We start from the raw sequence: 14,077 nt of genomic DNA on the forward strand, positions 1-14,077 counted from the left end.
GCCTCAGTGAGGCGCGCGGACGATGGTCTTGAGCAGATCTTCCGGGCTGATGTGGCCGACGACCTGGGCCACGGCGCTGCCAGGGGTCGGCAAGTCGATGATGTGGTTCTTCATCTTGCCGATCACATGCATCTCGCAGGGTTTACAGTCGAACTTCAGGGTCAGTACTTCATCCCCTTGAACCAGCTGCATCGGCGCCACCTTGGTGCGCACTCCGGTCACCCCTTTGGCCTGTTTGGGGCACAGGTTGAAGGAGAAGCGTAGGCAGTGCTTGGTGATCATCACCGGCACCTCACCATGCTCCTCATGGGCTTCATACGCCGCGTCGATCAACTGCACCCCATGGCGGTGATAGAAATCCCGGGCTTTCTGGTTGTAGACGTTGGCCAGGAACGACAGGTGCGACTCGGGATACACCGGCGGCGGCGAGGTTTCCGGCTTGCGCCGGCCATGGGGGTGCGCCTGGATGCGTTGCTCGGTCAGCGTCTCGATGGCCTGCCGGCGCAGGGCCTTGAGCTGCGAGTTGGGAATGAAGAACGCCTGGGGGGCATCCAACTCGATGCTGTCGGCGTGGTAGAGCGTGGTGCCGAGTTGGCCAAGCAGATCATGCAGCTGGTCCAGTGCTTGCTCTGGCTTGTTCGCCGGGCCGAATGGGCCATCCAGGGCGACTTGCACATGCACGCCTTCCTCGCTGGTCACGTTCAGGGTCAAGCGCTCCTCGCGTAATACCGCCTGCCAACGTACGCCGATGCGGCGCTCGGCCGAGGTCCGTTGCAGGGCCTGCTGCCAGTTGTGGTCCAGATTGCGCGAAAGCGGATGGTTTGGCCTTAGCTTGTGCAGCCCGGCAGGCATCTCGTTCGGTTCCACCCGGTAGCGCCAGCGTTTTTGGCCATCTTCTTCGAACTCGCCGCGTGCCTCGGCGATGTTGGCCCTGAACCCCACCACTTCGCGCTTGATCAGCACATTGAGGCCATCGCCGTTGGTCAAGGGTACGTCGGTGACGACCTGCAGGTCGCGCTTGCCCACTTTTTCCACCACACCCACCGGCAGGCCGGTGAACGTAGGGGAGTCGAAGGCGCCGATATCGACCTTGCGGTCAGTCACGAAGTAGTCGGTGCTGCCGCGGTGGAAGGTTTTGTCCGGATCCGGTACGAAGAAGTGCGCGGTACGGCCGCTGGAAGCGCGAGCCAGGGCAGGGCGGTCTTCCAGGATGGCGTCGAGCTCCTTGCGGTAATGGGCCGTGATGTTCTTCACATAGCCCATGTCCTTGTAGCGCCCCTCGATCTTGAACGAGCGCACGCCGGCATCGACCAGGTCGCGCAGGTTGGCGGTCTGGTTGTTGTCCTTCATCGACAGCAGGTGCTTTTCGAACGCCACCACCCGACCTTGGTCGTCCTTGAGCGTGTAGGGCAGTCGGCACGCCTGGGAGCAGTCGCCCCGGTTGGCGCTGCGACCGGTCTGGGCGTGGGAGATGTTGCATTGCCCGGAGAATGCCACGCACAGTGCACCATGGATGAAGAACTCGATGGCGGCGTCGGTTTCGGCGGCGATCGCACGGATTTGCTGCAAGTTCAGCTCGCGTGCAAGTACCAGCTGAGAAAAGCCGGCCTGGTCGAGAAACTTGGCCCGCTCCAGGGTACGAATGTCGGTCTGGGTACTGGCATGCAGCTCGATGGGTGGAATGTCGAGCTCCATGACCCCCAGGTCCTGCACGATCAGCGCATCGACGCCGGCGTCGTACAGCTGGTGAATCAGCGCGCGCGCCGGCTCCAGCTCGTTGTCATGCAAGATGGTATTGATGGTGGTGAACACGCGCGCATGGTAGCGATGGGCGAATTCGACCAACTCGGCGATATCGCCCACCTCGTTGCAGGCGTTATGACGGGCGCCAAAGCTAGGGCCGCCGATATAGATGGCATCGGCGCCATGCAGGATGGCCTCGCGGGCGATGGCCACGTCGCGGGCAGGGCTGAGCAGTTCCAGGTGATGCTTGGGAAGGGACATGTCGTTATGGTTTCGGCTGTCACGGTATAGCCGGGCATTGTACCGACGATTCGGCCGGGCGACACCATCGGGCTGCGCTGGTCGGATGAATGCCTCTTGTCAGGCTGCGCCTGTGTTTCAACGACCTGGTATTTATGGCAGTTGCCTACAGTAGGCTCTCTGGACAGAGTAGGGCTGACAAGTCCATTGATGCAGGGAGGTGTATAACATGCTCAGGCCGGCATCCGCTTCAGGGCGTTGTCGCTTAACCCTTGTCACGCCTACGGCCTATACCCCGTATGGCTATAGCGCCATCGCACGCCTTTCCCAAACGGGTTACGTTGGGGCGGTACAGGAGGGGCTGCGGGGCTGTTATGGGTTTGGCCAGGGCTATAGATACCTCAACAGTGTCATGATGAGATTTGAAACACCCGATTCGTTGAGTCCGTTCGACCAGGGCGGCCTCAACGCCTATGCGTATTGCGCAGGCGATCCAGTCAATCACGTCGACCCAACTGGACACCTATTGGAAAGATTGAAGTTTTGGAAGCGGCCCAGATCTGCTCCCATGACGCCGTTAAAGCCGGAGATCGATTTTGGATTGGCGCAGGCCAGAGCACAACTCAAGCACACGCTCGGTATTTTACTGCGCCCAGAGAAAAGCAATGATTTGCGCAGTAATTTCATGGCTACATTGCGCGATAAACGCTTTAGAGAGCCCGCAGCGCAAGCGCTTGGTACCGACTGGCTCAATCGTCTTGAATCCAATCAGAAGGTTTGGGAATTTTTTGCTTCCGGAGAGTACCTGGACAGGCACTTCACCCGAATTCTGAAGCCTGATGCTGCCATCATCACCCGCTACATTGCAACAGAAGCTACCCTTGCGGCCTCTGGAATCGGACCAGAATCTTTTGCCAAACAGCTGAAATCTTTTCGAGTCGCTTCAATGGCACAGCTCGACCGTTCCGTTTTGCTTGAACTCAAAAAAATCAGACAGCAGCTTTAGCTCATGGTCCTGCACTGATTCTATCGGCCCAGACAAGGGCCGGCGGCGGCGTGGCATGGCTACCCTAGGGCGAGGGTTGAGCACGACCACTGCGAGCCGCCGCCAACGTGCGGCATTGAGACACCTGCCAGCAGGCGGCTAAGCGTCACTTCTTGGCCGCCATTGCCGTTACTTCCACGCGCATGCCCTCGAACGCGAGCGCCGCCACGCCTACGGCAGCGCGCACCGGCCAGGGTTTAGTGAAGAAACGTTGATAGACCCGGTTGAAGGCGGCGCGGTCGGCCATATCGGTCAGGTAGATGGTCAGGTGCAGCACCCGGTCCATGCCGCTGCCGGCTTTCTCCAGGGCATCCTTCAAAGCCTGCAACGTGCATTCGCTCTGCTCGACGATATCTCCCAACGCCAGGCTACCGTCAGGGTGTACCGGGACTTGAGTGGTCACCAGCATCCCGTTGTATTCGGCGACATCGGAGGAAATGGATTCTGGGTCGCTGTCCGGGGTGTAGACGATATCTGCATGTGCCATGAGGTCTGCCTTGCGGGGTAGAAAAGCCTCAAGCCTACGCGAGCGGCCTGCGCCGGTCGAGAGGCCGGTTTTTTGCAAAGCGCGGCATTCGCGGTCAGAATCGCCGCCATTGCAGAGAGGCTTACCGTGAACGAACACACCTTGTCCATGCGCCTGGAGCGCGTGGCCACCCATGTGCCTGAAGGCGCTCGTCTGGCTGATATTGGCTCTGATCATGGCTACCTGCCCGTGGCGTTGATGCTTCGCGAGCGCATTGAGTACGCAGTGGCCGGGGAGGTCGCCAACACCCCCTTCGCGGCCGCTCAACGCAATGTGCGCAAGCAGGGGCTGGAGCGGCGCATTGCCGTGCGCTTAGCCGATGGGCTGACAGTCATCGCGCCTGATGACCGCATCACGGTCGTCAGCCTGTGCGGCATGGGCGGCGAAACCATCTGCGAGATTCTCGAAGCGGGCAGGGCACACCTGGCGGGTGTCGAGCGCCTGGTACTGCAACCCAATGGCGCCGAGCCGCAGGTGCGTCAGTGGCTGATGAGCAATGGCTACCGTATCGTCGCCGAAGATGTTCTGCGCGAGCATCGCTTCGACTACGAAATCATCGTGGCCGAACCCGGTTATGTGGCCTACAACCCTCAGCAGTTGTATTTCGGCCCCCTGTTGATGCAGGACCATGGCCAGGCATTTCACGTAAAGTGGCAACGCATGCTTGGGCAAAAGAAGCAGACCCTTGCCAACTTCGCCCAGGCCCGCGTTGCCGTACCGCCGGCCAAGGTCGCAGACTTCGAACAACAGGTGGACTGGATCACCCGGCTGCTGGCCGAACGCCCCCACACCGAGGACTAGCCTTCATGGACATGTTGCAGGCCATGCGTACCTTCGTGCGGGTGGTGGAGTGCGGTAGCTTTGCCGCGGCGGCCAACGCGCTGGACATCTCCGCTGCTCAAGTCTCGCGCATCGTGGCGGAGCTGGAGAATCAGCTGCAAACCCGATTGCTGCACCGCACCACCCGACGCTTGCGCATGAGCGAGGCCGGGGAGCGGTTTCTTGAGCGCGCACGGCAGATACTGCTATTGACCGACGAGGCAGTGGGAGAGGCGCGGGGTGCTCACCTCACGCCCCGTGGCCGGCTACGCGTGCATTGTCCGCATGGGCTTGGATTGCTGTTGATGCCGTTGGTGGCGGGCTACAACGCGCTTTGTCCCGACGTGGTCATCGAGCTTACGCTTTCCCAGCGCAACCCTGACCCGCTCGCTGAAGGGCACGATGTGGTCATCACCGTGGACCAGGCATTGCCGGACTCACAGTTGATTGCCGTCCCCTTGGGCACGATTTTCAGTATTGCCTGTGCCGCTCCCGGCTACCTGGATGAAAAAGGCGTTCCTGCCCGCCCGGACGATCTACACCAGCATCGCTGCCTGCGCATGGCCTACCCGTTGTACGAGGGTGACTGGGTGTTTCCGCAGGCAGGTGGGGATTGCGTCATTGCACCGCAGGACAGCTTCATGACCAACGTGGCGGACGCCATGCTGGTCGCCAGCGAGCTGGGCATGGGTATTGGTCTGCTGCCGTTCTACACCGCCAGCCAAGCCATGGAGCAAGGGCGCCTGTACCGGGTGCTGGCCGACTACAGGCTGCGGGAAAACGCCTTGTATGCGATTTATCCCTCGCGGCATTACCTGGACGCCAAGGTCCGAACCTGGATCGACTACCTCAAGGAGCGACTGCCGCCCATTTTCGCCGCCCACGCCCGCCTGGTCGAAGACCCCCGTTATTGCCGCTGACGGCAGCGGGGCACAAGCTCACGCCGCTGCAGGCCAGGTAGGCCGGGCCTTACAGCGCGTAGTGTTTCAGCTCACGTGCGATCAACATCCGCTGGATTTCGCTCGACCCTTCATAGATCTGGGTGATTCGCGCATCACGGTAGTGTCGCTCGACGGGATAATCCTCAAGGTAGCCGTAGCCACCGTGGACCTGGATGGCCATCGAACACACCCGCTCAGCCATTTCCGAGGCAAACAGCTTGGCCTGTGACGCCTCGGACAGGCAGGGCCTGCCGGCGCTGCGCAGGCGCGCGGCATGCAGGATCAGCAAGCGAGCCGCATTGATCTGCACCTGCATGTCAGCCAACAAGTTCGCAATGCTCTGGTGTTCGTGGATCGGCTTGCCGAACTGGACACGTTCCCGGGCATAGCCCAGCGCCGCTTCGAAGGCAGCCCGGGCGATGCCCAGAGCCTGGGCGGCGATGCCGATTCGGCCGCCTTCGAGATTGGACAAAGCGATTGCCAGGCCTTTACCGCGCTCGCCCAGCAAGTTGCCAGCCGGGATACGGCATTGGTCGAGTGTGACGGCGCAGGTATCGGACGCGCGAATCCCCATTTTGTGTTCGGTACGATCGACCTTGAAGCCGGGGTTGTCTGTCGGTACCAGAAACGCCGACAGCCCTTTCTTGCCAAGGTCAGGATCGGTCACGGCGAACACGACGGCCAGCCCGGCGCGACGGGCATTGCTGACGAACTGCTTGCTGCCGTTGATCACCCACTGCCCGTCGATCAACTCGGCGCGGGTGCGCAGGTTATGGGCCTCGGATCCTGCCTGGGGCTCGGTCAGGCAGAAGCAGCCAATCACCTCGCCACTGGCCAGCCGCGGCAGCCAGTGCTGCTGCTGTTCGGGGCTACCGTAGGCCAGCAACGGGCCGCACCCCACCGAGTTGTGGATGCTCATCAAGGCCCCGGTGGCGCCACACCCGACTGAAATCTCTTCCACCGCCAGCGCATAGGCCACGTAGTCGGTATAGCTGCCGCCGAAGTCTTCGGGGACCACCATGCCCAGCAAGCCCAGCTCACCCATGCTGCGCACGACGGCGTTATCGATCCAGCCGGCCTTTTCCCACGCCTGGGCATGGGGGGCGATCTCGCCGCGGGCGAAGTCGCGGGCCATGTCACGGATCATGATCTGTTCTTCGCTCAGTTCCACGTCTTGCATCTGCTTGCTCCTGGGCTCACAGGCCTTCGAAGAATTGGTCGACCCGCTGGCGGTCCAGCCCCTGCAATGTAGGGGGGTTCCAGCGCGGCTGCTTGTCCTTGTCGATGATCAGGGCGCGCACCCCCTCGATGATGTCGCCGTGCTGGAACCACTGGCGATCCAGGTGCAACTCCATGGCGAAGCACTCTTCCAGGCTCAACTGTCGGCCGCGTCGTAACATCTGCAACGTCACGGCCATGGCCAGTGGGGATCGGGTTTCCAACAGCTCTGCAGTGGCAACGGCCCAGGCATGGCTGTCGCCGATGCTGACGGCACGCAACTGCTCGACGATGGCTGCCATATCGGGCAGGGCGAAGAAGTGATCGATCGCTGGGCGCAGCGCAGCCAGTGGTGGCGCTTCCAGCGCCTGTGTGCCCAGGCGCGCCAGCAGGTTCTGCAAATCCTTGAGCGGATTGTCATTGAGGGATAACTGGTCCAGCTCGCGATCAAGGGTTTCGATCTTGTCGCTCGTCACATACCAGTTGGCCAGGCCGCAATACAGGGCATCGGCCGCCTGGACCTGTGTGCCGGTGACGCCGAGGTAGGTCCCCAGCTCGCCCGGCAGGCGGGACAGGAAGTAGCTGCCCCCCACGTCGGGGAAATAGCCGATGCCCACCTCTGGCATGCCCAAGCGGCTGCGCTCGGTGACCACCCGCAGCTCGCAGCCCTGCGCCAAGCCCATGCCCCCGCCGAGGGTAAAGCCGTCCATGAGCACCAGGATAGGCTTGCGGTAGCGGTGTATCAGCAAGTCCAGGGCATACTCTTCGGCGAAGAAAACCGCGTGCAGGTCGTCACCGGCTTTGTAGCTGTCATGCAGCGAGCGGATGTCACCACCGGCGCAGAAGCCCTTCGGCCCTTCGCCGCGCAGTACGACGGCGCGGATGTTCGGATCACCGGCCCACGCGTCCAGGTGCTTGCGCAAGCTGCGCACCATGTCCAAGGTCAGGGCGTTCAACCCAGCGGGGCGGTTGAGACGCAGGTGGCCGATCTGGTTGCGAACCTCGCTCAGAATGTGTTCGGTAACCGGCGTCTGAATAAGCGCTGTCATTGCGGTCTCCCTGCTTGTTATTGATTTTCCATGTGAAATCTGGAGTTCGCTGGAGGATCGCTGGATCCTGGCATGCGAATTTGCCTAGTACAATCGACAATTGTGCAGGGGCATCGTGCATTTTTGCGCCGATGCCCGTTGCGTTGCCAGTCAGCGTGAATGGGAACTGCACGCTGATGGGTCACAGGCGTTCACTGTAGCGCGAACCAGGCGCCAGTAGGCGTTATCGACGCCCTGCTAAGACACTTACAAGTGTTTCAAGCGGGGCTTTTGGCTTGAAAGCACCGTGGGAGAGGGTTAGTCTTCGCGGGCTGCTGTCAATCCAGCAGTCGGGTTTGGTCACCCGCAATCATCAAGGCGCATCAGCGCCGCTCAGCGAATCAGTCGGCGTTTTTTTGTGCCCGGCTGTCTCGTGTCATGGCGGCTGTGCGTGGGGCGCCTCCGTGCGCGCCGGTTTCCTTGATTCCCGGTTGACCAACCCGCGTACAGTCGCCACCCATTCGTTTGGTCACGTTGCGTGGCGGCTCCTGATGAATCAAGGAGAACACGAAGACGGCGGGGTGCGTCCAAGCCGTCGCGCTGGCAATTGCACGGCTGCGCCGCTGAGCGTCAGCGAGTTCCCAGGGTTACCGCTTAAAGAGCGCCCTTGCCGGGGCGCCCAGCAGCCTCACCCGCTACCGTAGCCGCGAACCAGGCGCCAGGGGGCTTAATCGGCACCCTGCTAAGCCTCTTACAAGTGTTTCAAGCGGGGCTTTTGGCTTGAAAGCACCGTGGGAGAGGGTTAGTCTTCGCGGGCTGCTGTCAATCCAGCAGTCGGGTTTGGTAGCCCGAATTGATCAAGGCGCACAAAGCGCCCGCTTTCGCTATGGTTGGCGCATTTTTTGTGCTCGGTTGTAGCGTTTTATGGCGGCTGTGCGTAGGGCGCCTCTGTGCGCGCCGGTTTCCTTGATTCCCGGTCTACCAACCTGCGCATAGCCGTCACCATTTCGTTTGGTAGCGATTGATGGCGGCTCCTGATGAATCAAGGAGCACACCATGACAAAAGGGTTACCTGATCCTCCTGCCAGTCTCACAACCGCGCCCACATCCTTCTCTACCTGCGAAAGCAGCCATCCGCCTTTGTTTTCGGTACGTCCGGGCGTCGATCTCGAAGACGCGCTGGTGCACTTGTCCACGCTGTTGCGTGGCGCCTATGCCGCTAATCTGAAGGCCATGGAGTTGGCCAATGGGACCTGTTTCGACCTGTTGCTGGGCAATGACCATGGACTGGAATCGGCGACCGCAGTGGTGGAGGCTTTGTTGAATGGGTTGGAGGCTCGGCGGCTGGTAGCCGACCGCTAGTCGGAGATGGCGGGGTGCGCCTAGGCAGTGGCGGAGTCAACTGCCTGGCTCCGCCCTGGGTGGTTAGCGAACTCCCAGGCTCAACGCGGTATCGCCGGGTCTGCGCTGCGAAGCTAGATTCCTAAGGCCCTGGCGCGCCTTTAGTATCGAAAAAAATCGACAGCCCCCTTGTCAGCCCTCAAGCCACTGCGGGCTGTTGAAATTATTCAGCCGGCAATCCTCTTCAGCGCAATCAACCGCCGCCACGGGCGCGCCGAGCAAGGCTCTCTGCAAACTGCGCTCCCCAGCATTCCAGGCCTGTTCAAGCAGCGGCAGGATGGCGCGGGGCAGCACGCTGAACATCGGTTGCCAATACCCACCCTGGCGGACCATCGCGGCACTGTTCGCCGCCAAGGCGGCGCGCCGCAGGTCGTTGACCAGCACCTGATCGACCCGCGGCGCATCACAGGCGAGCACCACCACCCAGTCGTGCCGCGCTACCGCCAACCCGGCAAGCACGCCAGCCAGTGGGCCAGGGAAGCCGGCCTCGGCATCACACACGCAGTGCTCGGCGTACCGCTGGTATATCTGCTGATTGCGATTGCACGAAACGATCAGGTCATCACTGAGGCCCCGAACCACCGCATGCACGTGGGCAATCAGAGGGCGGCCTTGCCAGTCGATCAGCCCTTTATCGCGCCCGCCCATGCGTTGGCCACGGCCGCCGGCGAGCATGAGGACAGAGCAAAGGGGCAGGGTAGCAGGCATGAAAAAGGGTTCCTGGCAGTCAGTGCCAGAAACCCTCCCATTTCACGTTCCGCTTGTCCAGTCAGTGACTGCGCGGGGCTGGCTCGTCGCCAGGTTCCTGTGGCCGCCGGCGCCGGGACAAACGCATCACCACGACGAAGAATACCGGCACGAACACCACCGCCAGCGTGGCGCTCAACATGCCGCCAATGACCCCTGTACCGATGGCCTGCTGGCTTGCCGAACTGGCACCGGTGGCGATGGCCAGTGGCACCACCCCAAGGATGAACGCCAGGGACGTCATCACGATGGGCCGCAGGCGCGTGCGGGCAGCCTCGATGGCAGCCTGGGTGGCATCCATGCCCTGGTCCATCAGGCTTTTGGCAAACTCGATGATCAGAATGGCATTCTTTGCCGACAGCCCGATCAAGGTGATCAGCCCGACCTTGAAGAACACGTCGTTGGGCATGCCACGCAGCGTGACTGCCAGGACCGCGCCCAGAATCCCCAGGGGTACCACCAGCAGCACCGCCGTGGGGATCGACCAGCTTTCATACAACGCCGCCAGGCAGAGGAACACCACCAGCAGCGACAGGGCCATCAGCACCGGCGCTTGACTGCCCGAGAGCCTTTCCTGCAGCGACAACCCAGTCCATTCCAGCCCAACACCAGCCGGCAGCTGCGCCACGATTCGCTCGATCTCGGCCATGGCTTGCCCCGAGCTTTGCCCGGCCGTCGGCTCACCAGAAATGGACACCGCCGGGTAACCGTTGTAGCGCGTCAACTGGACCGGGCCGCTAACCCATCTGGGCTGGACGAAGGCGCCAAGCGGCACCATCTTGCCGGCGCTGTTGCGCACATGAATCTTCAGCAAGTCCTCCACCTGGCTGCGCTGATCGCCCTCGGCCTGCACCACCACCCGCTGCATGCGGCCCTGGTTGGGAAAGTCATTGACGTAGCTCGAACCCACCGCCACGTCCAGCACTGAGCCGATATCGGCGAACGAGACGCCCAACGCATTGGCCTGACGGCGATCGATCTCCAGCTCCACTTGTGGGCTTTCGGCCAACGATGCCTCGCGCACGTTTGTCAGTACCGCGCTCTTGCTCGCCTTGGCCAGCAGTTCATCACGGGCAGCCATGAGTTGGGCGTGACCAAGCCCGCCCCGGTCCTGCAGGCGGAATTCGAAGCCAGTGGACTCGCCAAGCCCGTCAATCGGTGGTGGCAGTACGGCGAAGGCGATGGCGTCCTTGAGTTGCGTGAATGCCATGTTCGCGCGATCGGCAATGGACTGGGCACTGTCCTCAGCGTCACGCTCGGACCAGTCCTTGAGGGTCGTGAAGGCCAGCGCCGCATTCTGGCCACTGCCGGAGAAGCTGAAACCCAGAATCACCGTGGTATTGCCCACGCCAGGCTCATCGCCGTTGTGCGCCTCGATGTGAGCCGCCACCTGCTCGGTGCGCATGCGGCTGGCGCCAGGCGGCAGCTGGATATCGGTGATGGTGTAACCCTGGTCCTCGGTCGGCAGGAAGGCCGTGGGCAGCTGACTGAAGCCGTAGCCCAGCACGCCCAGCAGCACGGCGTACACCAACAGGTAGAGCCCGCTGCGACGCAGTGCCTGCGACACCCAGCCCTCATAGCCCTTGCTCATGCCCTCGAAGCGCCGATTGAACCAACCGAAGAAACCGCCGCGCTGATGGTGCGCACCTGGGTTCACAGGCTTGAGCAAGGTGGCGCACAACGCCGGCGTCAGGCTCAGGGCAAGGAAGGCCGAGAACAGGATGGAAACGGCCATGGACACCGAGAACTGCTGGTAGATCACGCCGACCGAGCCCTTCATGAAGGCCATGGGCAGGAAGACGGCCACCAGCACCAGCGTGATACCGATGATCGCCCCGCTGATCTGGCCCATGGCCTTGCGTGTGGCCTCACGCGGCGCCAGACCCTCTTCGGCCATGATTCGCTCGACGTTCTCGACCACCACGATGGCGTCGTCCACCAAAATACCAATGGCCAGGACCATGCCGAACAGGGTCAGCACATTGACCGAGAAGCCTAGCATCAGCATCACGCCGAAGGTGCCCATCAGCGCCACGGGCACCACGAGTGTGGGAATCAACGTGTAACGCAGGTTCTGCAGGAACAGAAACATCACCGCGAACACCAGCACCATTGCCTCGAACAGCGTGCTGATGACCTGCTGTATGGAGACTTTGACGAACGGCGAGGTGTCGTAGGGAATGTCGTACTTCACGCCTTCCGGGAAATAGCGCGCCAAGTCCTTCATCTTGGCGCGCACCAGCGTGGCCGTTTCCATGGCGTTGGCACCCGGGGCCAGCTGCACACTGAATGCGGTGGCCGGCTTGCCGTTCAAGCGCGTGCCGTACTGGTACTCCTGCGCACCGATTTCTACCCGGGCCACATCACCGATGGTCACCACCGAACCGTCGGTATTGGCTCGCAGCACGATCGCCGCAAACGCTTCTGGTGTGGTCAGCTGGCCCTTGACCACCACATTGGCGGTGATCTCCTGGGTAGCGGGGCTAGGCTGGTCGCCGATGCTGCCGGGCGCCACCTGCGCGTTCTGTGCGGTGATGGCTTCGGCCACGTCGTTGGGGGTGAGATTGAGGCCGACCAGCTTGGCCGGGTCGATCCAGATGCGCATGGCGCGCTCGGAGCCATACAGCTGGGCTTTGCCGACCCCTTTGATGCGCCGGATCTCGTTCATCACGTTGCGCGCCAGAATGTCGGACAACGCGGTCTCGTCGAACTTGCCATCCTCGGAGGTGAGCGTGCCCAGCAGCAGGAAACCAGTGGACACCTTTTCAACCTGCAAGCCTTGTTGGGTGACCGGGCGTGGCAGGCGCGACTCGACCACTTTCAAGCGGTTCTGCACGTCAACCTGTGCCAGGTCTGGCACGGTGCCCGGCTCGAAGGTGGCGGTGATGGTGGCGCTGCCCAGGCTGCTTTGCGACTCGAAGTACAGCAAGTTGTCGGCGCCGTTGAGTTCCTGCTCGATGAGGCTGACCACACTTTCATCCATGGTAGCCGCCGAGGCGCCAGGGTATACGGCGTAAATTTCCACCTGCGGCGGCGCCACGTTGGGGTACTGCGCCACGGGCAGTTGAGGAATGGCCAAGGCGCCAGCCAGCAGGATGAACAGCGCCACCACCCAAGCGAAAATGGGGCGGTCAATGAAAAATTGCGGCATCGATCAGGCCCTCACTGGCCGGTGTGCTGGGTGGCGGAGGTGGCCTCGGGGGCGGGGTCGATCTGCACGCGTTCGCCTGCCTTGGCATGTTGCAGGCCTTCGACCACCACCTGGTCACCGGCAGCGAGGCCTTCGCGTACTACCCAGCGGTCGCCCTGTACGCTGCCCAGAACCACTTGCCGTTCGCTGACCTGCGATTGGCCATCCACGACCAGTACCTTCGGCACGCCTGCGCTGTCACGCAGGATCGCCCGTTGCGGCACACTCAGCCCTTGCGGTTGCACGGCCTGGGCCAGGCGCACGCGCACATAGCTGCCCGGCAGCAAGTCGAGGTTCGGGTTGGGGAACTCGCTGCGCAGGGTGATCTGGTTGGTAGAGGGGTCGACCTGGATGTCGGAGAACAACAGCTTGCCGGGCAGCGGGTAGGCACTGCCGTCGTCCTCGATCAAGGTGACACTGGCCTGGTCTGCGTCGACCCGTTGCAGCTGGCCAGCACGCAAAGCCTTGCGCAGCGCCGTGATCTCACGGGTCGACTGGGTGACGTCGACATGAATGGGGTCCAGTTGCTCGATGGTCGCCAGTGGCGTGGCTTCGTTCTGCCCGACCAATGCGCCTTCTGTCACCTGGGCACGGCCAATGCGCCCGGCGATGGGAGCGGTCACAGTGGCGTATCCCAGGTTCAGACGGGCCCGTTGCACAGCCGCCTTGGCCTCGGCCACTGCTGCGTTGGCTTGCAGCAGGCTGGCCTTGGCATTGTCGTATTCCTGGCCGCTGACGGCTTTGTCATTGACCAGCTCGCGGTAGCGCTGCTCCTGCAGGCGAGCTTGATAACGGGTAGCGTCGGCTCTGGCCAGTGCCGCCTGGGCGCTGTCCAGGTCGGCCTTGAAGGGTGCGGGGTCGATCTGAAACAACACATCGCCCTGCTTGACGTCGCTACCCTCGCGGTACACCCGCTTGAGCACTACGCCGGCCACCCGAGCCCGCACCTGGGCGGTACGCGGCGCCAGAATGCGGCCGTTGAGCTCGCTGGTGATGGCCAGCGGTTGCAGTTGCAGCGTTTCGATCCGCACTTGCGGGGCCGGGGCTTGCTGCTCGGGTTCGTCGCTAGCGCTGCAGCCGCCCAGGCCCAAGCCTACAAGCGCCAGAAGCGCCATGCGGCGCAGGGTAACAGTGAGTGTGTCGGACATTGGGATCTTCCGCTGATGATCTGCGCTATGC

At 62.3% G+C, this 14,077-nt stretch carries 11 protein-coding genes and 1 pseudogene; 5 read left to right on the forward strand and 7 right to left on the reverse strand.

Features of this window, described 5'->3' with window-relative positions; translation table 11 throughout:
• Positions 1-3 precede the first annotated feature (3 nt).
• Positions 4-2,004, reverse strand: a complete 2,001-nt coding sequence (locus tag B2Y33_RS18135) for a peptidase U32 family protein (RefSeq protein ID WP_027914908.1) — start codon at positions 2,002-2,004, stop codon at positions 4-6.
• Between the two features lie 208 nt (positions 2,005-2,212).
• Here B2Y33_RS18135 and B2Y33_RS18140 point away from each other — a divergent pair.
• A pseudogene (locus B2Y33_RS18140) lies at positions 2,213-2,446 on the forward strand (hypothetical protein); the annotation flags it as partial.
• Positions 2,447-2,551: 105 nt separating this feature from the next.
• Entirely contained in the window at positions 2,552-2,989 is a 438-nt protein-coding gene (locus B2Y33_RS18145) for a hypothetical protein (RefSeq protein ID WP_028687480.1), read from the forward strand.
• A gap of 145 nt (positions 2,990-3,134) precedes the next feature.
• Here the strand turns inward: B2Y33_RS18145 and B2Y33_RS18150 are convergent, their stop codons facing one another.
• The gene (locus B2Y33_RS18150; protein WP_027914909.1) at positions 3,135-3,515 is read right to left on the reverse strand and encodes a RidA family protein; all 381 of its coding nucleotides are present in this window, start codon (positions 3,513-3,515) and stop codon (positions 3,135-3,137) included.
• A gap of 126 nt (positions 3,516-3,641) precedes the next feature.
• Here B2Y33_RS18150 and B2Y33_RS18155 point away from each other — a divergent pair, with 126 nt between their 5' ends.
• Complete coding sequence (locus B2Y33_RS18155; RefSeq protein WP_028687479.1) at positions 3,642-4,355, forward strand: tRNA (adenine(22)-N(1))-methyltransferase; 714 nt, start codon at positions 3,642-3,644, stop codon at positions 4,353-4,355.
• A 5-nt stretch (positions 4,356-4,360) separates the two neighbouring features.
• Entirely contained in the window at positions 4,361-5,293 is a 933-nt protein-coding gene (locus B2Y33_RS18160) for a LysR family transcriptional regulator (protein WP_027914911.1), read from the forward strand.
• A 49-nt stretch (positions 5,294-5,342) separates the two neighbouring features.
• Here B2Y33_RS18160 and B2Y33_RS18165 read toward each other — a convergent pair whose 3' ends face one another.
• Both B2Y33_RS18165 and B2Y33_RS18170 read right to left on the reverse strand, forming a co-directional pair.
• Complete coding sequence (locus B2Y33_RS18165) at positions 5,343-6,494, reverse strand: acyl-CoA dehydrogenase family protein (protein WP_206405513.1); 1,152 nt, start codon at positions 6,492-6,494, stop codon at positions 5,343-5,345.
• Between the two features lie 16 nt (positions 6,495-6,510).
• Entirely contained in the window at positions 6,511-7,581 is a 1,071-nt protein-coding gene (locus B2Y33_RS18170; protein WP_125922297.1) for an enoyl-CoA hydratase/isomerase family protein, read from the reverse strand.
• A 1,035-nt stretch (positions 7,582-8,616) separates the two neighbouring features.
• Between B2Y33_RS18170 and B2Y33_RS18175 the strand changes: the two genes are divergently transcribed.
• Positions 8,617-8,922 carry a DUF3077 domain-containing protein gene (locus B2Y33_RS18175; RefSeq protein WP_080992850.1) on the forward strand — a complete coding sequence of 102 codons (306 nt, stop codon included), beginning with the start codon at positions 8,617-8,619 and terminating at the stop codon, positions 8,920-8,922.
• A 171-nt stretch (positions 8,923-9,093) separates the two neighbouring features.
• Here B2Y33_RS18175 and mobA read toward each other — a convergent pair whose 3' ends face one another.
• The 3 genes from mobA to B2Y33_RS18190 form a co-directional block, all read right to left on the reverse strand.
• Positions 9,094-9,669, reverse strand: coding sequence for a molybdenum cofactor guanylyltransferase MobA (gene mobA, locus B2Y33_RS18180; protein WP_132578795.1), 576 nt, complete (start codon positions 9,667-9,669; stop codon positions 9,094-9,096).
• Between the two features lie 61 nt (positions 9,670-9,730).
• Positions 9,731-12,859, reverse strand: a complete 3,129-nt coding sequence (locus B2Y33_RS18185) for an efflux RND transporter permease subunit (protein ID WP_206405514.1) — start codon at positions 12,857-12,859, stop codon at positions 9,731-9,733.
• An 11-nt stretch (positions 12,860-12,870) separates the two neighbouring features.
• On the reverse strand, positions 12,871-14,046 hold the full coding sequence (locus B2Y33_RS18190) for an efflux RND transporter periplasmic adaptor subunit (protein WP_027914917.1): 1,176 nt from the start codon (positions 14,044-14,046) through the stop codon (positions 12,871-12,873).
• Positions 14,047-14,077 lie beyond the last annotated feature (31 nt).

The organism is Pseudomonas sp. UBA5666, assembly GCF_002420785.1.
Taxonomy (GTDB): domain Bacteria; phylum Pseudomonadota; class Gammaproteobacteria; order Pseudomonadales; family Pseudomonadaceae; genus Aquipseudomonas; species Aquipseudomonas fulva.